Genomic DNA, 24,294 nt, shown 5'->3' on the forward strand with positions numbered 1-24,294 from the left:
CAACCATCGCAGGCATAGGGATACGATCAGACGCATGACCATACAGTCCGCATCGTCCGGCTCCACAGCCGAGATCACCCTGCATCCGGTCTCCTTCGGGCACCCCGACGCGATCGCCCTGAACGACCGCGTCCAGCTCGAATACGCGGAGCGCTACGGCGACGAGGGCGACGTCACACCCCTCGACCCCACGATGTTCACGCCGCCGCAGGGCCTTTACCTCATCGCGTACGACGCCGAGGGCACCCCGCTCGCCACCGGCGGCTGGCGCGCCCAGGACGAGAACGACGAGAACTACGCGGACGGCGACGCCGAGCTCAAGCGCATGTACGTCACGCCCGAGGCCCGGGGCCTGGGCCTGGCCCGCCGCATCCTCGCCGCTCTGGAGGAGGACGCCCGCACGGCGGGCCGCACCCGCATGGTCCTGGAGACCGGCACCAAGCAGCCGGAGGCCATCGCCCTCTACGAGTCCAGCGGGTACGAGCCCTGCGCCAAGTTCGGCCACTACCGCTTCCACGAGTCGAGCCGCTGCTACGCGAAGCCGCTCAAGCCCTGACAGGTCACACGAGCCCCGGCCGCCGCCACTCGGCGCCGAGCACATGGTGGTCGAGAAAGTTCAGGAACGCCTCGTACCAGACCTGGATGTGGCTCGGGGAGAGGATCCAGTGGTTCTCGTCCGGGAAGTACAGATACTTCGCGGGCACCTCGAACCGTTGCAGGTCCTGGAAGAGCGCCGCACCCTGCCCGACCGGCACCCGGTAGTCCTTCGCGCCGTGGATGACGAGCATCGGCGTACGGATCTTCGCGACGTCCAGGTACGGGGAGTGCTCCTCATACCGCTCGGGCCGGGTCAGCGGGTCCCCGAAGATGCACTGGAAGTACCAGGGCGCATCGGTGTCGCCCTGGAAGGACCGCAGGTCCCACAGGCCCGCGTGGCTCACGATCGCCTTGAACCGGTCGGTGCTCGTGGCGACCCGGTTGGCCATGTAGCCGCCGTAGGAGCCGCCGCCGAGCGCGGTGCGTTCGGCGTCGATGTCGTCGCGGGCCTCGGTGGCGTCGGTCAGCGCCATCACGTCCGTGTACGGGACGCCGCCCCACTGCCCCCAGCCGCGCCGGTGACCCTCCTGCCCGTAGCCGGTGGACAGGGCCGGGTCGGGCAGCAGCACCGCGTAACCGCGGGCCGCGAACGGCCACGGGTTCCACCGCCAGGTCCACGCGTTCCAGCTGCCCTGCGGCCCGCCGTGCACGGCGACCAGCAGCGGCGCCGGGTTCTCGGCCGACGCGCCCTCGGGGAGCACCAGCCAGCCGCGCAGCCGGAACCCGTCGGCCGCGTCGGCGTGCACCTCGGTGAGGGTGCCCGGCAGCGCGTCGAACGCGCCGGGGGCGGGCAGCTCGACCGGCGTCTGTCCGGCCACGCCTGCCTCGAACCGGACCGGCCGCGGCGGCGAGTCGACCGCGTTGCGCAGCGCGTACAGCGTCCGCCCGTCGGGGGCCACGCACAGGGATCCGTACGCCCCCGAGCCGGTGAGCCGGGTCACGGTGCCGTCGCCGTCCCGCCGGAAGACGGGCGCGTGCCCCGCCACGTCGGCGGTGAAGAAGAGCGTGTCGTCGACGGGTGAACAGACGGCCCCCTCAGGCCAGTTGTCGAACCCTGGCAGCAGATCGACCGCCGCGCCGCCGTCCGCACCGACCCGCACGAGCGTGACGTCCATCGGCTCGTCGTACGTCGGCCACGCCGTCCGCGAGCACACGACCGCCGATCCGTCGTGCGTGAACACCGGCGCCTCGTAGAGGTGCTCCCCATCGCCCAGGACGAAGATCTCGTCCCCGGTCGTCGCGTCGGCCACCACCACGGCGGTGCGGTTCCCGGCGGGCACCCTGCCCGGCACGAACCGGGTGTACGCCACCCGCGTCCCGTCCGGCGACAGCGCCACGTCCCCCGGATTCTCGAGGCCGGCCCCCTGCCCGCCGGCGTCGACCACGGCGCCCCCGGCGCCCGCCCTCACGAAGGTGTGCTGCTCCTCGGGCCCCAGATCGCGGTCCCAGGCGCGGGTCGGCCCGGCCTCGTACAGGATCGCGGTGACCTTCGCGTCCTTGCGCGCCGTCCGCAGCTTGCCGTGCGCCTCCGCGTCGGCGGCCCCGGGCAGCAGCCCCGCGGTGTGGGACAGCGCGCCGCCGTCGCGGGCGACGGTGTACGCGGTGATCCCGCCCGGGTGCCGGGCCACGACGGCGGCCTCACCGCGCTCGGGCAGCGCCCACAGCGCGGCGCCCTCGTGCTCGCCCTCGTCGCTGCCGTCCGCGCGCCCCGACAGGAAGTACAGCGTCCCGTCCGGTCCGAACGCGGGCCCCGTCTCGCCCTTGCCGGACCGGGTCAGCCGCACCGCCTCGCGCTCGCCGGCCGGGTCGATCTCCCACAGCCCCGACACGAACCTGGTCCGGTCCTGCGACAGCGTCTGCACGGCGGCGACCAGCCGGCCCCCGTCGGCGGACAGCGCCAGGGAGTTGACGCGCGGCTGGGAGAGGAAGGCGGGCAGCTCGTGGAAGGTGGTGGTGCCACCGGAGGTCGCAGACATGCGGTCGATTCTTGCTCGCGAAGGACACGGCGAACAGGGGACCGGTGAAACGCAGAGATCCCGCCCGATCTAAGCGATCGGACGGGATCTCTTTCATCATCCGCGAGTTGCCCCGCTGATGACGTTGCAGGTGGACCTGTGGGGATTTGAACCCCAGACCCCCTCGATGCGAACGAGGTGCGCTACCAGACTGCGCCACAGGCCCTCGGGCCGTTCGGCCCTTGCAACGAGTGAAACTCTAGCACCCCGATCGGGGTGCTTGGAAATCCGTTCCCGAGCTGGTCAGCCCGAGGGCGTGGGCCCTACTCGTTGGCGGCGCGCGGCCGGCCGTCGGCGCCGGCGCCGTTGTCGTACTGGTCGAACAGCGGCGTGCGGCCGCGCTCGCGGGAGCGGCGGGCGGAGGCGGCGCGGCGCGCGTCGCTGCGCCCGCCGTCGGCCGCCGACTGCTCGTCCTCCTGCGACTGCGGCTGCTGCTGCGACGGGGACTGCGCCTCGGGGGCCGCCTGCTCCGCGGCGGACGAGCGGGCCGAACTCCAGGTCTCCGGCGCGCCGTAGTCGATGCCGCCGCCGGCGCGCGGGGCGACCGGCGCGGTCACGTACGTGGGCAGCGGGACGGGCACCGGGTCCCAGCTGTCGCCGGGGCCGGGGCGGCGCTGCCGCTCGCGCTGCTGGTCGACCCACTCCGCGTGGTCGGTCTGCTCGACGAGCGCGCGCCGGTCGGCGGCGAGCGCCTCGAGGCCGGGGTCGGTGGCCTGCTCGGCGCCTGGTCCTTCCTCCGCGGTGTCGGCGTACTCCGCGTCGGCGCGGTGCGCGGCCGGCTGGCGCCTGCGGGGCTGGCGCTCGCGCAGCCGCTGGGCGGCGATCTCCGCGCGGCGGCGGTCCATCACATAGGCGAAGCGGCGGCGCTCCTGGGCGCGCAGATAGACGATGTACGCGCTGAGCAGCAGGGCGGGCGCGGCGGGCGCCCACAGGAAGGAGACGCCGCCGACCCCGGCGACGACCGCGCCGATGGTGAAGGCGACGAAGAGCAGCACCGTCGTACGGCGACGGCGGGCGAGCACCTTGGTCCGGCGGGCGCGCGCCTGCGCCTCGGCGGAAGCGGCGCTCGTGGGGCGGGACTTGGGCGTCTGCCGGGGCGGGGCGACGGGCTCGGGAGCCGGTTCGCGCTCGGGCTCGGGCTCCGGGCGGCGGCGCTCCGCGGGCGGGGTCCGCTCGGTGGCCGGGGACGTGACAAAGGCCCGGACGTCCACCGCGTCGGTGGTCGCGTCCGGGTCGGCCGGGTCGCCGGGCCGCTCGTCCGCCTCGGGCGCGCGCGCCTGAAGGTCCTTGGCGTAGCGGCGCTCCATGCCCGCCCGGCCGGAGAGGAGCCGGATGGCGGTGCTGAAGCGTTCCGTCGGACGGGCTTCGTTCAGCTCGTCCTGCCTACGGAGCCACATCGGCACCAAGTAGGCGGCCCAGGCCCCGACGATGACTGCGTAGATGAGGCCGCTGCTGCTCACGCCTCACACCGTAGAGGGGTTTGCGTGAGGCCATCCGCCAATTGGGCCGGTGTGTCGCACGATCTGGCTGATATTCCGAACTTTTTTTGCGACTGATGCGATCAACTGCCCGACCGGGACGCGAATTTAATGCCTCCGGCGGTCTCCGGCCGATCAATTTCGAACATTTATTTTATTTCGAGGGGGCGCCGGGGTCCGCCGCACTCGGTGCGCCCGGACCTGCGGCGTTGCCGCGGCGCCTGCGCCGCCAGCGCTTGAGGATGCCTTCCGGCACCTCCTCGGCGGTCAGCGCGAAGACGAGGTGATCACGCCAGCCACCGTCGATGTGAAGATACCGTGGACGAAGCCCCTCCTCGCGGAATCCGAGTTTCTCCACGACCCTGCGGCTCGGCCCGTTCTCCGGGCGAATGCAGACCTCGATGCGGTGCAGGCCCACGGTGCGGAAGCAGTGGTCGACGGCGAGCGCGACGGCGGTCGGCATCACTCCGCGCCCGGCGACCGACTGGTCGACCCAGTAGCCGACGTGCCCCGAGCACATCGAGCCCCAGGTGATCCCGGCGACGGTCAACTGCCCGACCAGACGGCCCTGGTACTCGATGACGAAGGGCAGCATCCGGCCCGCGTTCGCCTCCGCGCGCAGGTGGCGCACCATCTGCCGGTAGGTCGGGCGGTGCGTGATCGGGCCGCTCGGCGTGGGCGGCGGGATGGTCGCCTCCCAGGGGCGCAGCCAGTCGCGGTTGCGCCGGTTCACCTCACGCCAGGTGCGCTGGTCGCGCAGCCTTATGGGACGGAGGACGACATCGCCCTCCGCCAGGACGACGGGCCAGGTCGGGCTGTTCAGTGGGCACCCCCGGCGTGGACATCGGGTCTGGGGTGGTCGCCGCCGCGGATCTGGTCGACGGCGTGGACCAGCAGCGGCTCCAGGACGGCGAGCCCGTCCTTCACGCCTCCGCTCGAACCCGGCAGGTTCACGATCAGTGTGCGCCCGGCGACCCCGGCGAGGCCACGGGAGAGCGCCGCGGTGGGCACCTTCTCGCGCCCGTAGGCGCGGATCGCCTCGGGGATGCCCGGGATCTCGCGGTCGATGACGCGGGCGGTCGCCTCGGGGGTGCGGTCGGTGGGCGAGATCCCGGTGCCGCCGGTGGTGACGACGACGTCGTACGCCGCCTCGGCCGCGGCGCGCAGGGCGGCCTCGACGGGGTCGCCGTCCGGCACGACCTGAGGTCCTTCGACGTGGAAGCCCATCGCCGTGAGCCCGGCCGCGATCAGGGGGCCGCCCTTGTCCTCGTAGACCCCTGCGGCGGCACGGTTGGAGGCGGTGACGACGAGGGCGCGATACGGCTCGCTCATGCGCGGGCCCCGCGGTTCCAGTCGCCGGACTTGCCCCCGGTCTTCTCCTCCACGCGGACGTCCGTGATGACGGCGCCCTTGTCGACCGCCTTGACCATGTCGACAACCGTGAGCGCGGCGACGGACACCGCGGTGAGGGCCTCCATCTCGACGCCCGTACGGTCCGTCGTCCTCACGGTGGCGAGGATCTCCACCGCGTCGTCCGCCACGGACAGGTCGAGCTTCACGCCGGAGACGGCGAGCGGGTGGCAGAGCGGGATCAGGTCGGGGGTGCGCTTGGCTCCCATGATCCCGGCGATGCGCGCGGTCGCGAGGGCGTCGCCCTTCGGGACGCCCTCGCCGCGCAGCAGTTCCACCACGCGCGGCGAGACGAGGACGCGGCCGCTGGCGCGGGCGGTGCGCGCGGTGACGTCCTTCTGCGACACGTCGACCATGCGGGCGGCGCCCGCCTCGTCGATGTGCGTGAGCCGATCAAACCGGTCCTGAGAAGTGCTCATGGTGCTGTGGCGCTCCCGATCCGAGCCGTGCGCGGTGCGGCGCGCCGGACAGTTGTGCGCGACACGGTATCGCGAGCCTCCGACAGGGAGCCCGGTCAGCCCAGCAGGACGACGTCCACCTCGGTGCCGGGCTCCACCGACGTCACGTCCTCGGGGACCACGATCAGCGCGTCCGCGTGGGCGAGCGCCGCGATGAGGTGCGAGCCCGAGCCGCCGACGGGGGCGACCGCGCCGGCCTCCTCGTCGTACGCGCCGCGCAGGAACTGACGGCGGCCCGCGGGCGAGGTGAGCGCCTTGTCGGCGGTGAGGGCGGCGCGCCGCACGGGGCGGTGCACGGTGTCGGCGGGCAGGCCCATCAGCGTGCGGATCGCGGGACGCACGAAGAGCTCGAAGGAGACGTACGAGGAGACCGGGTTGCCCGGCAGGGCGAGCAGGGGGGTGTGGTCGGGGCCGATGGAGCCGAACCCCTGCGGCTTGCCGGGCTGCATGGCGAGCTTGCGGAACTCGACGCCGCTGCCCGCGCCGATGCCGTCCTCCTCGTCGGGGTCGCCGACGGCGGAGAGGGCTTCCTTGACCACGTCGTACGCGCCGACGCTGACGCCGCCGGTCGTGACGATGAGGTCGGCGCGGATCAGCTGGTCCTCGATGGTGGAGCGCAGCGTCTCGGCGTCGTCGGCGACCGCGCCGACCCGGTAGGCGAGGGCTCCGGCGTCCCGCGCGGCGGCGGTGAGCGCGAAGCTGTTGGAGTCGTAGATCTGGCCGGATGCCAACGGCTCGCCGGGCTGGACGAGTTCGCTGCCGGTGGAGACGACGACCACGCGCGGGCGCGGGCGCACCCGGACGGTGCCGCGGCCGATGGCGGCGAGCAGCGCGATCTGCGGCGGGCCGAGGACGGTGCCGGTGGTGAGGGCCTTGTCGCCGGCCTGGACGTCGCTGCCCTGCGCGCGCACGTGCGCTCGTGCTTCGGCGGGGCGGTGGACGCGGACCTCGCCCGACGCCCCCTCAGGAGCCGCGCTGTGGGCGGTCATCGAGGTGACCGGGCCCGCGCCGAGCCCTCCGTCGGTCCACTCCACGGGGACGACGGCCTCGGCGCCGGGCGGCAGCGGGGCGCCGGTCATGATGCGCACGGCCTGGCCGGGGCCGACGGTGGGCTGCTCGGCCTGGCCCGCCGCGACGTCGCCGACGACGGTGAGCACGGCGGGGAACTCCTCGCTCGCGCCCGCGACATCGGCGACGCGCACCGCGTAGCCGTCCATCGAGCTGTTGTCGAAGGGGGGCAGCGAGACCGGCACCGTGACGTCCTCGACAAGCACGCAGCCCTGGGCGTCGAGGAGTTGGAGCTCGATGGGTTCGAGCGGGTGGACGGTGCTGAGGATGTCCTCAAGGTGCTCGTCCACCGACCAGAGCTGGCCCTGGCCGGTGGGCGGTGTGGTCGCGCTGCTCAAGGTGCTACATCTCCTCGGTGACGTAACTGCGAAGCCAGGTCCGGAAGTCCGGGCCCAGGTCCTCACGTTCGCACGCGAGTCTGACAATGGCACGCAGATAGTCGCCACGGTCGCCGGTGTCATAGCGGCGGCCCTTGAAGACGACGCCGTGCACGGGCCCGCCGACCTTCTCGTCCGCGGCGAGCTGCTGGAGCGCGTCGGTGAGCTGGATCTCACCGCCGCGGCCCGGCTCGGTCTTGCGCAGTATGTCGAAGACGTGCGGGTCCAGGACGTAGCGGCCGATGATCGCGTAGTTGGACGGGGCGTCGGCCGGGTCCGGCTTCTCGACGAGGTCGGTGACCTTGACCACATCGCCGTCCTCGGTGGTCTGCACGGCCGCGCATCCGTAGAGGTGGATCTGCGACGGCTCGACCTCCATGAGGGCGATGACGCTGCCGCCGTGCTGCTCCTGGACCTGGACCATGCGCGCGAGCAGCGGGTCGCGCGGGTCGATCAGGTCGTCGCCGAGGAGGACCGCGAAGGGCTCGTCCCCCACGTGCGGGGCGGCGCACAGGACCGCGTGGCCGAGGCCCTTGGGGTCGCCCTGGCGGACGTAGTGCATGGTCGCGAGGTCGCTGGACTCCTGGACCTTCGCGAGCCGGTCGGCGTCACCCTTCTTCTGAAGGGCCGACTCCAGCTCGTAGTTGCGGTCGAAGTGGTCTTCCAGCGGGCGCTTGTTGCGTCCCGTGATCATGAGTACGTCATCGAGACCCGCTGAGGCGGCCTCTTCGACCACGTACTGGATCGCCGGCTTGTCGACGACCGGAAGCATCTCCTTGGGAGTCGCTTTCGTGGCCGGCAGGAACCGGGTGCCGAGGCCTGCGGCAGGGATGACAGCCTTGGTGATCCTGGTGTGCGAGTCAGTCATGCCCGTCACCATATCCGGCGCCTATGGGCGGAATCTGTGGGTCCGCTTTGTTGGCACATATATGCATGGATACGAGAGGTTTGTGAGCCAGCCATGAGCCCGCACACAAGTGACCCGCACGGCACCCACCCTGACAAGCGCACGTTGCGACGAGAGTTCCTCGCGGTGAGGAACGCGTTGCTACAGGGTGACGTGCGAGCGACGGAAAAGGTTGTGGCCGAGCGGGCACTGGATCTTGCCGAGTTCGAAGACGCGCACACCGTCGCCGCGTACGTCTCTGTGGGCGGCGAGCCGGGAACGGGCGCCCTCCTGGACGTCCTTCGCGCGCGCGGGACGCGGGTTCTGCTGCCGGTGCTGCTGCCCGACAACGACCTCGACTGGGGGGCCTACGAAGGCGCCGGCTCGCTCGTACGCGTGCAACACCCGGGAAAGATGACCCTGTTGGAGCCTGACGGGCCGCGGCTCGGGCCCGACGCCGTCCTGGAGGCGGACGTCGTGCTGCTGCCGGGACTCGCCGTGGACGCGCGCGGGATGCGGCTCGGCCGGGGCGGAGGCTCGTACGACAGGGTGCTCGCCCGCCTGGAGGCGGCCGGCGCACACCCCGCCCTTGTCGTGCTGCTGTACGACAGCGAAGTCGTCGCGCACGTGCCGGCCGAGGCGCACGACAAGGCGGTGGACGCGGTGGTGACGCCGTCGGGCGCGCGCCGCTTCCGGGACGCCCGGTAGGACGCGCGAAGGGGCCTCACGCGCGCGTGAGGCCCCTTCGCGATGCCGCTCGGCTACGGCTTCAACTCCAGCGTGTCCGACGTCGAGTCGCCGACAGCCTCCTTGGTGAAGGCCCACGGCAGCAGCTCGCCGTTGATCCACTTGTCGGTCTGATCCGTGTAGTGGGAGCTGTAGGTGTGGCCCGAAGCGCCGGTCAGGTTGATCCACTTGGACTTGTCGAGGTCCTTCAGGTTGACCACCATGCGCATCGACGGGACCCAGTCGACGCCGTAGCCGCCCGCCGCGTTCCAGCCGGTCGCGTTGACGGCCGCCTCGCCGCCGCCGAGCTTCCAGGGGCCGCGGTTGAGGACGTACTGGAGCCAGCCCGGACCCTCGGTGCCGAGGGTCTGGTTCTTCAGCTCCAGCTTGTGCAGACGGCCCCAGGACCAGGTGTCGATGTCCTTGCCGAGCTTGGCCGTCAGGTCCCAGCGGGCGTCGTCCATGGCACGCGCGAACAGCTCGTCACGCGTGGTCGTGGCCTTGTCCGTACGGGTCTTCGGCGCCTGCCACCAGGCGTTGTCCTCGTCGTCGACGATGCTGCGGACGACCTCGAACCAGCGGTCGCCGCCGTCCGGCTGCGCCGAGTCCGCGTCCCGCTCGCCGCACTCGCGCACCTTGCGGTCCTCGTCGGCGGGGCCGGTGTTGTCGACCGGCTCGACGTACAGGCACTGCCCCTCGACCCGCAGCTCCTTGGGGAGCTTGTTGCCGAAGGCGAGCTTGAGGATGTTGCGCCAGACCGAGTTGAAGTACGCGGCCGCGGCCGAGTCCGGGTTCTGCGTGTAGTCCCAGTTCTCCAGGAGCTGCTGCGCCTCACGGACGTACTTGTCCTTGACGTCGATCTTCAGCAGCTTGGGCACGAGCAGCTTGGCGATCTCGCTGCTGTTGTCCATCTGCATCGTGCGCATGTCGTCGGTGGAGATCTTGCCGCCGCCGTCGATCTTCGACTTGATCAGATCGGTGATGCGCTGGCTGCGGGTGCCGTAGCCCCAGTCCGTGGTGAGCGTGTACGGGTACTTGTCCTCGTCGACCACGGCCTGGTTGGCGGTGACGATGTAGCCGCGCTTCGGGTTGAACTCGTAGGGCAGCGCTTCCTGCGGGATGTAGCTCTTCCACTTGTACTTCGAGTCCCAGCCCGGCGACGGGAGCGAGCCGTCGCCCTCGCCGCGGACCGGGATGCGGCCGGGCAGCCGGTAGCCGATGTTGCCCTCGGTGTCCGCGTACGTGAGGTTCTGCGAGGGCACCTGGAAGTGTTCCGCGGCCTTGCCGAACTCGGTCCAGTTCGACGCCTTGTCGATCTCGAAGACGGCGTCCATGGTCCTGCCGGGCTCCAGCGCGGTCCAGCGCAGGGCGACGCCGTAGCCGTCGCCGCGGTCGGGCGCCGCGGTGGTGCCTACGGGTGCCTTCTTGCCGACCTTGACGAGTTCGTCGTTGCGGTCGGACAGCAGCGGGCCGTTGTTCGTCTCGCGGATCGTGATCGTCTTGTCGCTGCCGCCGGCGACCTTGATGACTTCCTTGCGGGTCTTGAAAGGCACCGTCTTGTCGTCATACAGGTAGCCGTCGCCGCTGAACTTCTCCAGGTAGAGGTCCGTGACGTCGGCGCCGGAGTTCGTCAGGCCCCAGGAGATGTCCTGGTTGTGGCCGATGACGACGCCGGGCATGCCCGCGAAGGTGTAGCCCGTCACGTCGTACTGGCAGTCGCTGGAGACCGTCGTGCAGTGCAGGCCCATCTGGTACCAGACGGACGGCAGCTGCGGCGCCAGGTGCGGGTCGTTGGCGAGGAGCGGCTTGCCGGTGATGGTGTGGTCGCCGGAGACGACCCAGGAGTTGGAGCCGATGCCGTTTCCGTTGGGCCCGAGGCCTGCGGAGTCGGGGATCCGGTCCAGGACCTCGGCGAGGCCGCCGAGCTGGCTCTGGAGGCTGCTGGGGGCCTGTGCGTCGCCCGTCAGGCCGGTGCCCGCCGCCCCGCCGGTGCCCGACTGCGTCTGCGTGCCCGAGGACGTGCTGTCGTACTTCCCCGTGGCGCTGTTGTAGGCGCCCTCCTGCACGATCGCCTTGTTCCGGTCGTACGGGTAGTCCGGGTACAGGTCGGCGATCTGCTTCGGGCCGAGGCGGCTCGTCATCAGGGAGCGGTCGATCTCGTCCTGCATGTTGCCGCGCAGGTCCCAGGCCATCGCCTTCAGCCAGGCCACCGAGTCGACCGGGGTCCACTTCTGCGGCTTGTAGTCGTTCTCGAAGCCGAGCGCGACGTACTCGGCGGAGATCTCCTTGCCGCTCTTGCCCGCAAGGTAGGCGTTGACTCCCTTGGCGTACGCCTGGAGGTACTTCTTCGTCTCCGGCGAGAGCTTGGTGTCGTACTCCTGCTGTGCCACCCGGTGCCAGCCCAGGGTGCGCAGGAACTCGTCGGTCTTGACCTGGCTCTTGCCGAACATCTCGGAGAGCCGCCCGGAGGTCGTGTGGCGGCGCACGTCCATCTCGTAGAACCGGTCCTGCGCCTGCACATAGCCCTGCGCCATGAACAGGTCCTCGTCCGAGGACGCGTAGACCTGCGGGATCCCGTAGTTGTCCCGCTTGACCTGCACCGTGCCGTCGAGCCCGTCGATCCGCACGGAACCCGTGGTCTGCGGCAAGGAGGCGCGGACGCTGTCGACGCCCCAGTAAGCGCCGTATCCGATGCCCGCGACGACGGCAAGGACGAGGACGATCACGAGCAGTCGGGCTCTGCGCCCCTTCTTCTTGCCGGGCTGGCTACCGGAAGAGGCGTTCGTAGTGGAGGGCATCGCGATCCTTGCTGTCCTTCGCTAGCGGCGGGCGAGAGCAACCATACGAGCAGTGCGGTACGGCCTCGGACGCGGAGTCAGGAAGCTGACCGCTAAGGGGGGGGCGGTGAAATGGTCCGGCCGTCAGGAAAGCGTTAACCATTAGGTAAGGTAACGAAGTAAGTGTGTCGTAGCGGAAGGAACAGCCCCTGACTGTCCACCACCTCAACCAGCTCCTGCTCGTGAGCGCCCTCGTGCTGCTCATCGCGGTCGCCGCGGTGCGCATCTCCTCGCGCAGCGGGCTGCCCAGCCTGCTCCTCTACCTCGGCATCGGCGTCGCCATGGGCCAGGACGGCATCGGCAACGTCTCCTTCAGCAACGCCGAACTGACCCAGGTCATCGGATACGCGGCCCTCGTCGTGATCCTGGCCGAGGGCGGTCTGGGCACGAAGTGGAAGGAGATCAAGCCCGCTCTGCCGGCTGCGGCGGCGCTGTCGCTGGCGGGCGTCGCGGTGAGCGTGGGCGTGACGGCGGCGGGCGCGCACTACCTGGTGGGCCTGGAGTGGCGGCAGGCCCTGATCATCGGCGCGGTGGTGTCCTCGACGGACGCGGCGGCGGTTTTCTCCGTCCTACGTAAGGTGCCGCTTCCCTCGCGCGTGACGGGCGTCCTGGAGGCGGAGTCCGGGTTCAACGACGCACCTGTCGTCATTCTTGTCGTCGCGTTCTCCACCGCGGGCCCTGTGGACGCCTGGTACGCCCTCGTCGGCGAGATCGCCCTGGAGCTCGCGATCGGCGCCGCGATCGGGCTCGCGGTCGGCTGGCTCGGCTCCTTCGGGCTGCGGCACGTCGCCCTGCCCGCGTCCGGCCTCTACCCGATCGCCGTGATGGCCATCGCCACCGTCGCCTACGCCGCGGGCGCCATCGCCCACGGCAGCGGGTTCCTCGCCGTCTACCTGGCCGCCATGGTGATGGGCAACGCGAAACTGCCGCACTGGCCCGCCACCCGCGGCTTCGCCGAAGGGCTCGGCTGGATCGCGCAGATCGGCATGTTCGTGCTGCTCGGTCTGCTCGTCACCCCGCACGACCTGGGCAACGACATCGTGCCCGCGCTGATCATCGGGCTCGTCCTGACGATGGTCGCGCGCCCCCTGGAAGTCGCCCTCAGCCTGGCGCCCTTCCGGATGCCGTGGCAGGAGAAGGCACTCATGTCATGGGCGGGCCTGCGCGGCGCCGTGCCCATCATCCTGGCGACGATCCCGATGGTGACCGGCGTCGCCGGCAGCCGGCGGATCTTCAACATCGTCTTCGTCCTGGTCGTCGTCTACACCCTGATCCAGGGCCCGACCCTGCCCTGGCTCGCCAGGAAGCTGCGCCTGGGCAGTTCCTCGGACGCCGCCGACCTCGGCATCGAGTCGGCGCCCCTGGAGCGGCTGCGCGGGCATCTGCTGTCCGTCTCCGTGCCGCAGGGCTCCCGTATGCACGGCGTGGAGGTCGGCGAGCTGCGGCTGCCCAAGGGCGCCGCGGTGACCCTCGTCGTGCGCGACGGGACGTCCTTCGTGCCCGGGCCCACGACCGTGCTGCGCCGCGGCGACGAACTCCTGGTCGTCGCCACCGACCCGGTGCGCGACGCCGCCGAGGCACGCCTGCGGGCCGTCGCCCTGGGCGGAAAGCTGGCGGGCTGGCTGGGCACGGGAAGCGAAACCGCCCGTTAGCATGGGTACGTACATCTAGTTTTTTTGAGTTTTACCGACTCTGCCTGACGTAGAGCCGGCGCGACCGCAAAGCGGCCGCGGTCCCCTTGCAGGGCTTCTGCTTGGCCCAGGGCCTCTCCTGGCGCGGACCGTAGGTATCACTCGGTTCCCGGCGCATGAGGACGGCTCTCGGCGCGCTCCCCTCGACCAGGAGGCAGCGCGCTACCAGGCGGCAGAAAGGCGAGGGCCGTGCCAAAGAAGGACACGGTCACCGACACCCCCGGCGGCGAGCGACCCGGTTACGGGCAGCTCCTGCGTACCCGCGGGGCCTGGACGTTCCTGCTTCCCGGCTTCGCGGCGCGCCAGCCGTTCGCGATGCTGACCATCTCCATCGTGCTGCTCGTGCAGCACACCACCGGCTCGTACGGCACCGCGGGCGCGGTCTCCGCGGCGACCGGTGTCTCCATGGCGCTGTTCGCGCCCTACAGCGGCAAACTGGCCGACCGGTTCGGGCAGCGCGCCGTGCTGCTGCCCGGCGTCCTCGTGCACGCCGCCTCCGGGCTCGCGCTGACCGTCCTCGCGCTCTCCGGGGCGCCCACCTGGACACTGTTCATCGCGGCCGTGCCGACCGGTGCCTCGACGCCCCAGATCGGGCCCATGGTGCGCGCGCGGTGGGGCGTGAAGCTCCAGGGCTCGCCCCTGATGCAGACCGCGGCCGCCTTCGAGTCCGTCACCGACGAGTTCACGTTCGTGCTCGGCCCGCTCTTCGCGACCGCGCTGTGCACCGGCGTCGACCCGGCCGCCGGTCTGATCACGGAGGCCGCGCTGACCCTCGTCGGCGGTCTGCTGTTCGCCGCCCAGAAGGGCACGCAGCCGTCGGTGAAGCCGCTCGACGGGCACGCGCGCGTGGAGCACGTCTCCGCGCTGCGGGTCCCCGGCGTGCGGGTCCTGATCGTGACGTTCCTCGGCATCGGCTCCGTCTTCGGCGGCATGCAGGTCTCGCTGGCCGCGTACTCCGAGGCGATCGGCGAGCCCGGTCTGAACGGCGTCCTGTACGGGGTCTTCGCCGCGGGCAACATGCTCTCCGGCATCGTCTGCGGTGCCATCGCCTGGAAGGTCGCCCCGCAGCGCCGCCTTCTCGTCGCCTACACGGCGCTGGCCCTGACCGCGTCCGGCCTGTGGGCGGCGCAGTCCGTGCTGCTGCTCGCCGGGCTCGGGCTGCTGGTCGGCGTGTGCATCGCTCCGGCCCTGATCACGGGCTACACGCTCGTCGAGTCGATCGTCCCCACGCACTCCCGCACGGAGGCCTTCACGTGGCTCACCGGCGCGGTCGCGCTCGGCCAGGCGGCCGCCGTGACGGTGGCCGGGCAACTGGAGGACCGGTTCTGGGACGGGGCCGGATTCCTGGTGCCGATGGGCGGCACGGTGCTCGCCCTGGGGACCATGTTCCTGCTGCGTACACGGCTCGTTCCGCCGTCCCAGGGGCGGACCGTGGCACGTGGCGTCGGTCACCGAGTGCCGGTGGCAGTGGACTGATCCCGTGGAATAGGCCACTATGGAGCGTCGTTAGCACTCATTGAGTGAGAGTGCCAGGAGGAAGACACAGTGCCGACTTACCAGTACCAGTGCACCGAGTGCGGCGAGGGCCTCGAGGCGGTGCAGAAGTTCACCGATGACGCTCTGACCGAGTGCCCGAACTGCGGTGGCCGCCTGAAGAAGGTGTTCTCGGCAGTCGGCATCGTGTTCAAGGGCTCCGGCTTCTACCGCAACGACAGCCGCGGCTCGTCGTCGAGCAGCAGCCCTGCCTCGACCTCGACCTCGAAGTCGTCCACGGACGCCAAGTCGTCGACCTCGTCGTCGTCGGACTCGAAGTCGTCGAGCTCCTCGACCTCGACCTCGTCGTCGACGTCGTCCTCCAGCTCCTCGTCCGCCGCCTAGGCGCGAGCAGCCACGAGAGTCTTACGAGACCCTGTCGTCCTCGGACGGCAGGGTCTTCGGCGTTCATGGCTTGACTACTGTGTCGGCCATGGCGACGAACACGAACACACGTCCTGACGCCGAGATCGGCGTGATCGGCGGCTCCGGTTTCTACTCGTTCCTCGACGACGTGACCGAGGTCCAGGTGGACACCCCCTACGGGCCGCCGAGCGACTCGCTCTTCCTGGGCGAGGTCGCGGGGCGCCGGGTCGCCTTCCTGCCGCGGCACGGCCGCGGCCACCACCTGCCGCCGCACCGCATCAACTACCGCGCCAACCTGTGGGCCCTGCGCTCGGTGGGCGTACGCCAGGTGCTCGGGCCGTGCGCCGTGGGCGGGCTTCGGCCCGAGTACGGGCCGGGGACGCTGCTGGTGCCCGACCAGTTCGTCGACCGGACGAAGGCGCGCGCGCAGACCTACTTCGACGGGCATCCGCTGCCGGACGGGACCGTGCCGAACGTCGTGCACGTCTCGCCCGCCGACCCGTACTGCCCGGTGGGGCGCAAGGTCGCACTGGAGGCGGCGCGCGGCAAGGACTGGGAGCCGGTGGACGGCGGGACGCTCGTCGTCGTCGAGGGGCCGCGCTTCTCGACCCGCGCCGAATCGCGCTGGCACCAGTCCATGGGCTGGTCGGTGGTCGGCATGACCGGGCATCCGGAGGCGATGCTCGCCCGTGAACTGGAGCTCTGCTACACGTCGTTGACCCTGGTCACGGACCTGGACGCGGGCGCGGAGAGCGGAGAGGGCGTCTCGCACGAGGAGGTCCTCAAGGTGTTCGCGGCGAACGTGGACCGGCTGCGGACGGTGCTGTTCGACGCGGTGGCGGGACTGCCGGCGAGCGGTGAGCGGGACTGTCTGTGCACGGGGGCGCTCGGCGGGATGGACCCGGGGTTCCGGATGCCGTGACCTGCGGACGGCGGAGTTCCCGGCGGGGGGAACTACCCCTTCCGGTGAGGGAGTTGTCCACAACCGCTCGGTAGTACACGGGGCTCGGCAGGAATCCGCGCGGAGGCGGATCGTGGTCGGCGAGACGGGCATCGGGCCCGGCTCGACCGATCTCAGGTCCCCTCCGAACCGCAGGCGGTACGGCCATGCCCTCCTTCCCCTCTCCTCCGGCCCGGCTCAGCACTCCCCCGACGTCCGAGGTGCCCGCCTTCCCTCCCGTACGGGTACGGGGCGGGCGCCTGCGGTCCGGGCGGCGCGGCGGTCCGCGCCGGGCACGGCCCGCGGTGGCCGCCGGGCTCGCCCTGACCGCGGCGGCACTGGTGGCCGCGGTCCCCTCCCCCGGCGCGGGGCACGGGCACGAGCGGGCGCAGGCTCCCCCGGGGCAGCGGGCGCGCGGGCCCGCGGTGATGGTCTCGGCCCCCGTACGGATCGCGGACGCGGGCGCGGTGCGGCTGCTGCGGCCCGGCGACCGGGTCGACGTGGTGGCGGGGCGGGCCGACGGCAGGCCCGGGGTGCGGGTGCTCGCGTCGGGGGCGCGGGTCGTGTCCGTACCGAAGAGGCCGCCGCGGTCGGGCGAGGGACTTGGCGAGACCTTTGACGGCGGCGGCGAAACCCCGGCCGCGGGTGGGGCGTTGGTGGTGCTGAGCGTGGAGCGCCGCACGGCCGCGCGGCTCGCCGGTGCGGGAACCACCTCCAGGCTGGCGGTGACGCTGTGGTGACGTGCGTCTCGTCAAGTCCCCCGATCGAGTTACCCAATTGGACAGGTCTGACCCGAACTGTCGTAGGTTGCGGGGGCGTTTGCTCCGGAACCTGGACAAGTGAAGAGAGGCCTTCTGGTGAGCGAGAAGAGTCAGCCGAGTCTGTGGGAGGGCTTCAAGGCCTTCTTGATGCGCGGCAATGTGATCGACCTGGCGGTCGCGGTGGTCATCGGCGCCGCGTTCACGAACATCGTGAACTCGGTGGTCAAGGGGGTCATCAATCCGCTGGTCGGCGCGATCGGCACCAAGGACCTCGACGGCTACAGCTCCTGCCTGAAGGGTCCGTGCAAGTTCGAGAACGGCGAAGTCGTCAGCGGCGTCCCGATCATGTGGGGCACGGTGCTCAGCGCCGTCCTCAGCTTCGTGATCACCGCGGCGGTCGTCTACTTCCTGATGGTGCTGCCCATGGCGAAGTACCTGGCCAAGAAGGCGGCGCGGGACGCGGCGAAGGAAGGCGTGCAGGAGACGCTGGAGGTCTCCGAGCTGGAGGTCCTCAAGGAGATCCGCGACGCGCTCGTGGCGCAGCGCGGCTCGGGGCACACCGAGTCGTAGCGGCGCTTCAGAGGTGGTGGGGCGGCTTCTCGTCGAGGAAGCGGGCCAGGTCGGCGGCGCTGTTGTCGCTCGCCGCCGGACGGTCGCCCCAGCCACGGTCCGAGTCGTCGGCGGACTGCACCGTCAGCGGATCGTCGAAGATCAGCGCGGCCTTGGGGTCGCGCGCTCGCGGGGCGCCGGCTTCCGGGTCGGGGGCGGTACTCATGGCTCCAGGGTACGTCGCCGGGCGGTCAGACGGCCTTGAGGCCGTGGGCCTCGAAGATCGACTTGGCGGTCGCGACCTGCTCGGGGGTGGGCGAGGGGGTGTCGTGCAGCGTGAACGTCTTGCCGAGCGCCTCCCACTTCGCCTCGCCGAGCTTGTGGAAGGGCAGGACGTCGACCCGCGAGACGTTGCCCAGGGAGCCGGCGAAGGCGGCGACGCCCTCGATGTTGGCCGGGTCGTCGGTCAGGCCGGGGACGAGCACGAAGCGCACCCACACGTTCTTGCCGAGGTCGGCCAGGCGGTGCGCGAAGTCGAGGGTCGGCCGCAGGGGGCGGCCGGTGACCTTCTTGTAGGTGTCGCGGTCCCAGGACTTGATGTCGAGCAGGACCAGGTCCACGTCGCGCAGCAGGGCGTCGGTGGCGCGGACGCCGAGGAAGCCCGAGGTGTCGAGGGCGGTGTGCAGGCCCAGTTCGTGCTTGAAGCGGTGCAGCAGTTCACCGGCGAAGACGGGCTGGAGCAGCGGTTCGCCGCCGCTGATGGTGGCGCCGCCGCCCGCGGCGTCGATGAACCGGGTGTACTTGGCGGCCTCCGCGACGACCGCGTCGGCCGAGGTGCGCTTGCCGTCGCGCATCCGCCAGGTGTCGGGGTTGTGGCAGTACAGGCAGGTGAGCGGGCAGCCCGAGAGGAACGTCACGAACCGTGTGCCCGGTCCGTCGACGCCGGTCGACAGGTCCCAGGAGTGCACCGAGCCCTCGGTGGGGCGGTGCGTCGCGGCGGCGGCCGGGGTCGCGGCGTCGTTCGCGGTGAGGTTCTGGGTGAGCAGGACGGTCATGACGTTCCTCCGTGTGGTCCTCGGGCTGCTCGGTCCGCCCCGGTCAGGCGGACCGGTTCACAGGGAGCCGTGGAAGGTGCGGTGGATGACGTCCAGCTGCTGCTCGCGCGTCAGGCGGACGAAGTTCACCGCGTAGCCGGAGACCCGGATGGTCAACTGCGGGTAGTTCTCGGGGTGTTCCATGGCGTCCTCGAGGGTCGCCTTGTTCAGGACGTTCACGTTCATGTGGAAGCCGTCGCTGGCCATGAAGCCGTCGAGCACGCCGGAGAGGTTGGCGATCCGCTCCTCGGCGGTGCGGCCGAGCGCGTCCGGGGTGATCGTGTTGGTCAGCGAGATGCCGTCCTCGGCGTCGTCGTAGGGCAGCTTCGCGACCGACAGGGCGGAGGCGATGTAGCCGTGCTCGTCGCGCCCGTTCATCGGGTTCGCGCCGGGCGCGAAGGGGGCGCCGGAGCGGCGGCCGTCCGGGGTGTTGCCGGTCTTCTTGCCGTAGACGACGTTCGAGGTGATGGTCAGCACCGACTGGGTGTGGACCGCGTCGCGGTACGTCGGGTGCTTGCGGACCTTCTCCATGAACCCGTGGACGATCGCCTTGGCGATGTCGTCGGCGCGGTCGTCGTTGTTGCCGTAGGCCGGGTAGTCGCCGTCGATCTCGTAGTCGACGGCCAGGCCGGTCTCGTCGCGGACGACCTTGACCTTCGCGTGCTTGATGGCCGAGAGGGAGTCGGCGGCCACCGACAGGCCCGCGATGCCGCACGCCATCGTGCGCAGGATGTCCCGGTCGTGCAGGGCCATCTCGATGCGCTCGTAGGCGTACTTGTCGTGCATGTAGTGGATGACGTTGAGCGCGTGGACGTACGTCTTCGCCAGCCAGTCGAGCATCGCGTCGTACTGCTCGGCGACGGTCTCGTAGTCGAGGTAGTCGCCCTCGATGGGCTCGAAGCCCTCGACGACCTGCTTGCCGGACTTCTCGTCGCGGCCGCCGTTGATCGCGTAGAGGAGCGCCTTGGCGACGTTCACGCGGGCGCCGAAGAACTGCATCTGCTTGCCGACGGCCATCGCGGAGACGCAGCAGGCGATCGCGGTGTCGTCGCCGTACTTGGGGCGCATCAGCTCGTCGGACTCGAACTGGATGGCCGAGGTGTCGATGGCGACCTGGGAGGCGAAGTCCTTGAAGCCCTTGGGGAGTTCGCGCGACCAGAAGACCGTCAGGTTCGGCTCGGGGGCCGGGCCGAGGTTGTAGAGGGTCTGCAGGGCGCGGAAGGTGGTGCGCGAGACGAGCGGGCGGCCGTCCTCGCCGATGCCGGCCATCGACCAGGTGACCCAGGTGGGGTCGCCGGAGTAGAGGTCGTTGTACTCGGGGGTGCGCAGGAAGCGGACGATGCGGAGCTTGATGACGAAGTCGTCGATGAACTCCTGGGCCTCGGCCTCGGTGATGCGGCCGGCCTCGATGTCGCGCTGGAGGTAGATGTCGAGGAAGTTGTCGATGCGGCCGATCGACATGGCCGCGCCGTTCTGCTCCTTCACGGCGGCGAGGTAGGCGAAGTACAGCCACTGGACGGCCTCGCGGCCGGTGGTGGCCGGCGCGGAGATGTCGTAGCCGTACGCCATCGCCATGGCCTTGAGCTCGTTCAGGGCCTTGATCTGCTCGGAGATCTCCTCGCGGTCCCGGATGACGTGCTCGGTGGGCCACTCGGCGGCCAGCGCGTCCTTGTCGGCCTGCTTGGCGGCGATCAGGTGGTCGACGCCGTAGAGGGCGACGCGGCGGTAGTCGCCGATGATGCGGCCGCGGCCGTAGGCGTCGGGCAGACCGGTGATGATGCCGGAGGAGCGGCAGGCGCGGATCTCGGGGGTGTACGCGTCGAAGACGCCCTCGTTGTGGGTCTTGCGCAGGTGGGTGTAGATCTCGCGGACCTCGGGGTCGGCGTCGTAGCCGTACGCGTTGAGGGCGCCCTCGACCATGCGCCAGCCGCCGTTCGGCATGATCGCGCGCTTGAGCGCACCGTCCGTCTGGAGACCGACGATGAGGTCCTTGTGGTCCTTGGCGTCGCCGTCGATGTAGCCGGGCTTGAAGGCGTCGATACGGGACGGGGTCTTCACGTCCACGTCGTAGATGCCGCGCTCGATCTCCGTCGGGAACATCGACAGGAGCTTGTCCCACACGGCGGTGGTGCGCTCGGTCGGTCCGGCGAGGAAGGAGCCGTCGCCCTCGTAGGGCGTGTAGTTCTGCTGGACGAAGTCGCGGACGTCGATGGCGTCCCGCCACAGGCCTCCCTTGAAGCCGTCCCAGGCCTCGCCGTGCGTCGTCTTTTCCGCGGGAGTGGCAGTCATCTGCGGCACCTTCCCCATCTCTTCGACCGGTTCGCTGCGTTCTTTGCTGCGTCTTCATTGGACTCCCGTGGGGGCGGTCCGGCGGGCCGCATTGGTCCTCAGTTCGGGACCAAAGGGCCTGCTTTCACGCCGCCCCCGACCGGGATCACCCAGTTGACCTGGGGTTTTCTTCGGGACTTTCGACCCGCGTTCGCTTGTGAACGTATTCACAAGATTCTGCCGAAAAAAGCGGTGCCGAGGGGATCAGCTCGGGGACTCGGCGTTCTTGCGGGCGTAGAACCACCAGCAGACGGCGATGCACGTGGCGTAGAAGCCGACGAAGCACCACAGGGCGCTGGTGACCGCGAAGTTGGCGAACATCGCCGGGATGAAGAAGAAGCCGTAGGCCGCGATCGCCGACGTGAAGCCGGTGACGGCGCCGGCCTCCATCTCCGACTGCTTCAGCGCCTTCGTGTACTCGGGCGTGCCCTCGGTGAGGCCCTTCAGGTGCTGGCTGCGGAAGATCACGGGGATCTGGCGGAACGTGGAGCCGTTGCCGATGCCGCTGAAGAAGAACGCCAGGTAGAAGCAGGCGAGGAAGCCCCAGAAGTTGCCGCCGGCGCCGTTCGTGGGCATGAAGGCGATGACGCCGATGATGGAGGCGGCCATGCCGACGAACGAGAGGATCGTGACGCGGGCGCCGCCGAGCTTGTCGGCGATCCAGCCGCCGCCCCAGCGGGCGAGCGCGCCGACGGCCGGGCCGATCCAGGCGTACGTGGCGGCCGTGTAGGCGGCGTCGATCGGGGTCCAGGTGGTCTTGATCAGCATCGGCAGGGCGGCGGCGAAGCCGATGAAGGAGCCGAAGGTGCCGACGTAGAGCCAGGTCATCAGCCAGTTGTGCTTGCGCTTGAAGATGACCTTCTGCTGCTTGAAGGGGGTGGAGGCGACCTTGAGGTCGTTCTGGCCGAACCAGGCGACGGCGGCCAGGATCACCAGGACCGGAACCCAGAGGAACGCGGCGTTCTGGAGGTAGACCGGGGTGCCGTCGGCCTTGTGCTGGGCCGAGCCGAGCGCGATGACCGAGCTGGTGATGACGATCGGGGTGAGCAGCTGCACGACGGAGACGCCGAGGTTGCCGAGGCCGCCGTTGATGCCGGTCGCGTTGCCCTTCTCGCGCTTGGGGAAGAAGAAGCCGATGTTCGCCAGCGACGAGGCGAAGTTGGCGCCGCCGAAGCCGCAGAGCGCGGCGATGGCGACCATCACGGCGTACGGGGTGCCGGTGTCCTGCACCGCGAAGCCGAGCCAGATCAGCGGGACCACCAGGACCAGGGTGGACAGCGCGGTGAAGCGGCGCTGTCCGATGCGCGGGCCGAGGAAGGTGTAGAAGATCCGGGCCGTACCGCCGGTCAGACCCGGGACGGCGGTCAGCCAGAACAGCTGCGAGGTGCTGAAGCTGAAGCCGACGTCGGCCAGGTTGGTCGCGGTGACGCTCCACACCTGCCACACCACGAAGGCGACCAGAAGGGCGGGGACGGCGATCCACAGGTTGCGGGCCGCGACCCGCTTGCCCACGGAGTTCCAGAAGAGCTCGTTCTCGGGTTCCCAGTCGGTGACGGTCCGGCCGGGCCGGTACTGCTGGGGATCATAGGAACGGGTGACGTCGTCGACCGCGGCGGCGTCCCTGACAGCAGGACTCATGGCGTGTTCCCGGAGGTGAGGAGGGTTTTCCTTGCCTCTCCAGATTCGCTCCGGGTTAAAGGGGGCGTAAGGGGACTTGGTCGCCTCGCGAGCACCCCGAAGGGTCATGGTTCACCGCGACCAAGGTCCCTGCGGTCAGCGCCCGTTCGGCACCTGGTGCGTGGCGAGCCGATGCCGTGCGCGATGACGTCGGCTCCGGAGAACGGTCGTCGTGCCGTTGCTGCCGGGACGCCTGACCCGCGCGGACGCATGCGTGCCGGTTCGCACACGCCGTGGGGCGATCTGCTGTGCTGGACGCATGACCACCACACCAGACGCGCCGCACCCGGACGCGCCGCACCCGCACGGCGTCCCGCCGCACCGGTCCCCCGTCCGCCGCATGGTCGAGCGGGGGCGGGACGAGGAGCATCGGGTCGCGTCACCGTTGGAGCTCTTCTTCGACCTGTGTTTCGTCGTGGCCGTGGCGCAGGGCGGGGTGCAGTTGGTGCACGCCGTCGCCGAGGGGCACGCGGGCAGCGGGGTGTTCGACTACGCGCGGATCTTCTTCGCGATCTGGTGGGCGTGGATGAACTTCACCTGGTTCGCCTCCGCGTACGACAACGACGACGCGCTGTACCGGGTCGTCACGCTCGTGCAGATCGCGGGCGTGCTGGTGCTGGCGGCCGGGGTCACGCAGGCCTTCGAGCACGACAACTTCACGGTCGTCTGGCTCGGTTACCTGATCATGCGGGTCGCGATGGCGACGCACTGGCTGCGCGCCGCGGCCGCGAGCGGCGGCGCCGAGCGGAAGGTCGCGCTGCGGTACGCGGGCGGGGTGATGCTGTGCCAGGTCGGCTGGCTCGCCCTCCAGTTCGTGCCGGCGGGTGCCGCGCAGAACGGGGTGTTCCTGGCGATGGTGGTCCTGGAGATGTGCGTTCCGGTGTACGCGGAGCGGGACCGGCAGACGTCCTGGCATCCGCACCACATCGCCGAGCGCTACGGCCTGTTCACCATCATCGTGCTCGGCGAGACCGTCGCCGCGGCGACGGTCGCGGTGAAGTCCGGCATCGAGGAGAACGACGCACTGGGCGAGCTGCTGCCGATCGCGGCCGGCGGCCTGCTGATCGTGTTCGCGGCCTGGTGGATCTATTTCGCGGTGCCGATCCACGACCGGCTGCGGAGCAACCGGCAGGCGTTCGTGTGGGGCTACGGCCACTACCTCATCTTCGCGTCGGCGGCGGCGATCGGCGCGGGCATCGAGGTCGCCGTCGAGCAGGCGGTCGGCGAGGCCCACCTGTCCACGACGGCGGCGTCGGCGGCGGTGACCGTGCCGACGGCGGTGTTCCTGGCGATGGTGTGGGCGCTGCACGCGCGGTTCTTCAAAGTGGGCCTGGCACAGCAGTTGACGTTGCCGGTGTGCGCGGTGCTGGTGCTCGCGGCGACGTTCGCCGGGCAGTGGGCGGTGCTCGCGGCAGGGGTCGCGATGGCGCTCACCGTGGTCGTCGGGGTGAGCCTCTCCGCGCGCTCCGCCTGACCGGTGCCGCGGACGCCGTAGCCGTCGCG

Annotated in this window: 21 protein-coding genes and 1 tRNA gene; 9 read left to right on the forward strand and 13 right to left on the reverse strand. The window is 70.6% G+C overall.

The window, feature by feature from the left end; genetic code table 11:
* The first annotated feature begins 34 nt into the window (after nt 1-34).
* The gene (locus tag AB0L37_RS26430; protein WP_365510247.1) at nt 35-556 is read left to right on the forward strand and encodes a GNAT family N-acetyltransferase; all 522 of its coding nucleotides are present in this window, start codon (nt 35-37) and stop codon (nt 554-556) included.
* Between the two features lie 4 nt (nt 557-560).
* Here AB0L37_RS26430 and AB0L37_RS26435 read toward each other — a convergent pair whose 3' ends face one another.
* The 8 genes from AB0L37_RS26435 to galU all read right to left on the reverse strand — a co-directional run bounded on the left by AB0L37_RS26435 (nt 561) and on the right by galU (nt 8,271).
* Nucleotides 561-2,573 (reverse strand): S9 family peptidase, encoded by a 2,013-nt coding sequence (locus AB0L37_RS26435; RefSeq protein WP_365510250.1) that lies wholly within the window; start codon nt 2,571-2,573, stop codon nt 561-563.
* Between the two features lie 131 nt (nt 2,574-2,704).
* A tRNA-Ala gene (locus AB0L37_RS26440) sits at nt 2,705-2,778 on the reverse strand.
* A gap of 97 nt (nt 2,779-2,875) precedes the next feature.
* On the reverse strand, nt 2,876-4,072 hold the full coding sequence (gene glpR / locus AB0L37_RS26445) for a gephyrin-like molybdotransferase receptor GlpR (RefSeq protein ID WP_365510253.1): 1,197 nt from the start codon (nt 4,070-4,072) through the stop codon (nt 2,876-2,878).
* A 172-nt stretch (nt 4,073-4,244) separates the two neighbouring features.
* Nucleotides 4,245-4,913 (reverse strand): GNAT family protein, encoded by a 669-nt coding sequence (locus tag AB0L37_RS26450; protein WP_365510502.1) that lies wholly within the window; start codon nt 4,911-4,913, stop codon nt 4,245-4,247.
* Nucleotides 4,910-5,422 (reverse strand): MogA/MoaB family molybdenum cofactor biosynthesis protein, encoded by a 513-nt coding sequence (locus AB0L37_RS26455; protein ID WP_365510255.1) that lies wholly within the window; start codon nt 5,420-5,422, stop codon nt 4,910-4,912. The genes AB0L37_RS26450 and AB0L37_RS26455 overlap by 4 nt, the downstream gene beginning before the upstream one ends.
* Nucleotides 5,419-5,919 carry a cyclic pyranopterin monophosphate synthase MoaC gene (gene moaC, locus AB0L37_RS26460; protein WP_365510258.1) on the reverse strand — a complete coding sequence of 167 codons (501 nt, stop codon included), beginning with the start codon at nt 5,917-5,919 and terminating at the stop codon, nt 5,419-5,421. The genes AB0L37_RS26455 and moaC overlap by 4 nt, the downstream gene beginning before the upstream one ends.
* A 95-nt stretch (nt 5,920-6,014) precedes the next feature.
* Entirely contained in the window at nt 6,015-7,364 is a 1,350-nt protein-coding gene (gene glp, locus AB0L37_RS26465) for a gephyrin-like molybdotransferase Glp (RefSeq protein WP_365510261.1), read from the reverse strand.
* 4 nt (nt 7,365-7,368) lie between these two features.
* On the reverse strand, nt 7,369-8,271 hold the full coding sequence (gene galU / locus AB0L37_RS26470; RefSeq protein ID WP_365510264.1) for a UTP--glucose-1-phosphate uridylyltransferase GalU: 903 nt from the start codon (nt 8,269-8,271) through the stop codon (nt 7,369-7,371).
* A gap of 93 nt (nt 8,272-8,364) precedes the next feature.
* On the opposite strand from galU, the gene AB0L37_RS26475 reads away from it, so the two are divergent.
* Nucleotides 8,365-8,997: a 5-formyltetrahydrofolate cyclo-ligase gene (locus AB0L37_RS26475; RefSeq protein WP_365510267.1), complete on the forward strand. Its 633-nt coding sequence runs from the start codon at nt 8,365-8,367 to the stop codon at nt 8,995-8,997.
* Nucleotides 8,998-9,050: 53 nt separating this feature from the next.
* On the opposite strand, the gene AB0L37_RS26480 is transcribed toward AB0L37_RS26475, so the two are convergent.
* On the reverse strand, nt 9,051-11,813 hold the full coding sequence (locus tag AB0L37_RS26480; RefSeq protein ID WP_365510270.1) for a penicillin acylase family protein: 2,763 nt from the start codon (nt 11,811-11,813) through the stop codon (nt 9,051-9,053).
* Nucleotides 11,814-12,034: 221 nt separating this feature from the next.
* On the opposite strand from AB0L37_RS26480, the gene AB0L37_RS26485 reads away from it, so the two are divergent.
* The 6 genes from AB0L37_RS26485 to mscL all read left to right on the forward strand — a co-directional run bounded on the left by AB0L37_RS26485 (nt 12,035) and on the right by mscL (nt 17,713).
* Nucleotides 12,035-13,504: a potassium/proton antiporter gene (locus AB0L37_RS26485; RefSeq protein ID WP_365510272.1), complete on the forward strand. Its 1,470-nt coding sequence runs from the start codon at nt 12,035-12,037 to the stop codon at nt 13,502-13,504.
* A 228-nt stretch (nt 13,505-13,732) separates the two neighbouring features.
* Nucleotides 13,733-15,019: an MFS transporter gene (locus tag AB0L37_RS26490; protein WP_365510275.1), complete on the forward strand. Its 1,287-nt coding sequence runs from the start codon at nt 13,733-13,735 to the stop codon at nt 15,017-15,019.
* A 69-nt stretch (nt 15,020-15,088) separates the two neighbouring features.
* Entirely contained in the window at nt 15,089-15,421 is a 333-nt protein-coding gene (locus tag AB0L37_RS26495) for an FmdB family zinc ribbon protein (RefSeq protein WP_365510278.1), read from the forward strand.
* An 88-nt stretch (nt 15,422-15,509) separates the two neighbouring features.
* Entirely contained in the window at nt 15,510-16,364 is an 855-nt protein-coding gene (locus AB0L37_RS26500; protein WP_365510281.1) for an S-methyl-5'-thioadenosine phosphorylase, read from the forward strand.
* 185 nt (nt 16,365-16,549) lie between these two features.
* Nucleotides 16,550-17,122, forward strand: a complete 573-nt coding sequence (locus AB0L37_RS26505; RefSeq protein ID WP_365510284.1) for an RcpC/CpaB family pilus assembly protein — start codon at nt 16,550-16,552, stop codon at nt 17,120-17,122.
* Nucleotides 17,123-17,236: 114 nt separating this feature from the next.
* Nucleotides 17,237-17,713 carry a large conductance mechanosensitive channel protein MscL gene (gene mscL / locus AB0L37_RS26510; protein WP_365510505.1) on the forward strand — a complete coding sequence of 159 codons (477 nt, stop codon included), beginning with the start codon at nt 17,237-17,239 and terminating at the stop codon, nt 17,711-17,713.
* Nucleotides 17,714-17,720: 7 nt separating this feature from the next.
* Here the strand turns inward: mscL and AB0L37_RS26515 are convergent, their stop codons facing one another.
* The 4 genes from AB0L37_RS26515 to AB0L37_RS26530 all read right to left on the reverse strand — a co-directional run bounded on the left by AB0L37_RS26515 (nt 17,721) and on the right by AB0L37_RS26530 (nt 22,752).
* On the reverse strand, nt 17,721-17,918 hold the full coding sequence (locus AB0L37_RS26515) for a hypothetical protein (RefSeq protein ID WP_365510287.1): 198 nt from the start codon (nt 17,916-17,918) through the stop codon (nt 17,721-17,723).
* Between the two features lie 25 nt (nt 17,919-17,943).
* Nucleotides 17,944-18,747 carry a pyruvate formate-lyase-activating protein gene (pflA, locus tag AB0L37_RS26520; protein ID WP_365510290.1) on the reverse strand — a complete coding sequence of 268 codons (804 nt, stop codon included), beginning with the start codon at nt 18,745-18,747 and terminating at the stop codon, nt 17,944-17,946.
* 57 nt (nt 18,748-18,804) lie between these two features.
* Nucleotides 18,805-21,075, reverse strand: coding sequence for a formate C-acetyltransferase (gene pflB, locus AB0L37_RS26525; protein WP_365510293.1), 2,271 nt, complete (start codon nt 21,073-21,075; stop codon nt 18,805-18,807).
* Between the two features lie 243 nt (nt 21,076-21,318).
* Nucleotides 21,319-22,752, reverse strand: a complete 1,434-nt coding sequence (locus AB0L37_RS26530; protein WP_365510296.1) for a NarK family nitrate/nitrite MFS transporter — start codon at nt 22,750-22,752, stop codon at nt 21,319-21,321.
* A gap of 298 nt (nt 22,753-23,050) precedes the next feature.
* Here AB0L37_RS26530 and AB0L37_RS26535 point away from each other — a divergent pair, with 298 nt between their 5' ends.
* Nucleotides 23,051-24,265: a low temperature requirement protein A gene (locus AB0L37_RS26535; protein WP_365510299.1), complete on the forward strand. Its 1,215-nt coding sequence runs from the start codon at nt 23,051-23,053 to the stop codon at nt 24,263-24,265.
* Nucleotides 24,266-24,294 lie beyond the last annotated feature (29 nt).

Source organism: Streptomyces sp. NPDC052225 (assembly GCF_040679615.1).
GTDB lineage: Bacteria > Actinomycetota > Actinomycetes > Streptomycetales > Streptomycetaceae > Streptomyces.

Coding starts and splice junctions, on each gene's coding strand:
- AB0L37_RS26530 (WP_365510296.1), bottom strand. CDS start 22,752: ATGAGTCCTGCTGTCAGGGACGCCGCCGCGGTCGACGACGTCACCCGT.
- AB0L37_RS26430 (WP_365510247.1), top strand. CDS start 35: ATGACCATACAGTCCGCATCGTCCGGCTCCACAGCCGAGATCACCCTG.
- AB0L37_RS26455 (WP_365510255.1), bottom strand. CDS start 5,422: ATGAGCGAGCCGTATCGCGCCCTCGTCGTCACCGCCTCCAACCGTGCC.
- AB0L37_RS26475 (WP_365510267.1), top strand. CDS start 8,365: ATGAGCCCGCACACAAGTGACCCGCACGGCACCCACCCTGACAAGCGC.
- AB0L37_RS26505 (WP_365510284.1), top strand. CDS start 16,550: ATGCCCTCCTTCCCCTCTCCTCCGGCCCGGCTCAGCACTCCCCCGACG.
- pflB (WP_365510293.1), bottom strand. CDS start 21,075: ATGACTGCCACTCCCGCGGAAAAGACGACGCACGGCGAGGCCTGGGAC.
- AB0L37_RS26435 (WP_365510250.1), bottom strand. CDS start 2,573: ATGTCTGCGACCTCCGGTGGCACCACCACCTTCCACGAGCTGCCCGCC.
- AB0L37_RS26535 (WP_365510299.1), top strand. CDS start 23,051: ATGACCACCACACCAGACGCGCCGCACCCGGACGCGCCGCACCCGCAC.
- galU (WP_365510264.1), bottom strand. CDS start 8,271: ATGACTGACTCGCACACCAGGATCACCAAGGCTGTCATCCCTGCCGCA.
- AB0L37_RS26515 (WP_365510287.1), bottom strand. CDS start 17,918: ATGAGTACCGCCCCCGACCCGGAAGCCGGCGCCCCGCGAGCGCGCGAC.
- pflA (WP_365510290.1), bottom strand. CDS start 18,747: ATGACCGTCCTGCTCACCCAGAACCTCACCGCGAACGACGCCGCGACC.
- AB0L37_RS26500 (WP_365510281.1), top strand. CDS start 15,510: ATGGCGACGAACACGAACACACGTCCTGACGCCGAGATCGGCGTGATC.
- AB0L37_RS26480 (WP_365510270.1), bottom strand. CDS start 11,813: ATGCCCTCCACTACGAACGCCTCTTCCGGTAGCCAGCCCGGCAAGAAG.
- moaC (WP_365510258.1), bottom strand. CDS start 5,919: ATGAGCACTTCTCAGGACCGGTTTGATCGGCTCACGCACATCGACGAG.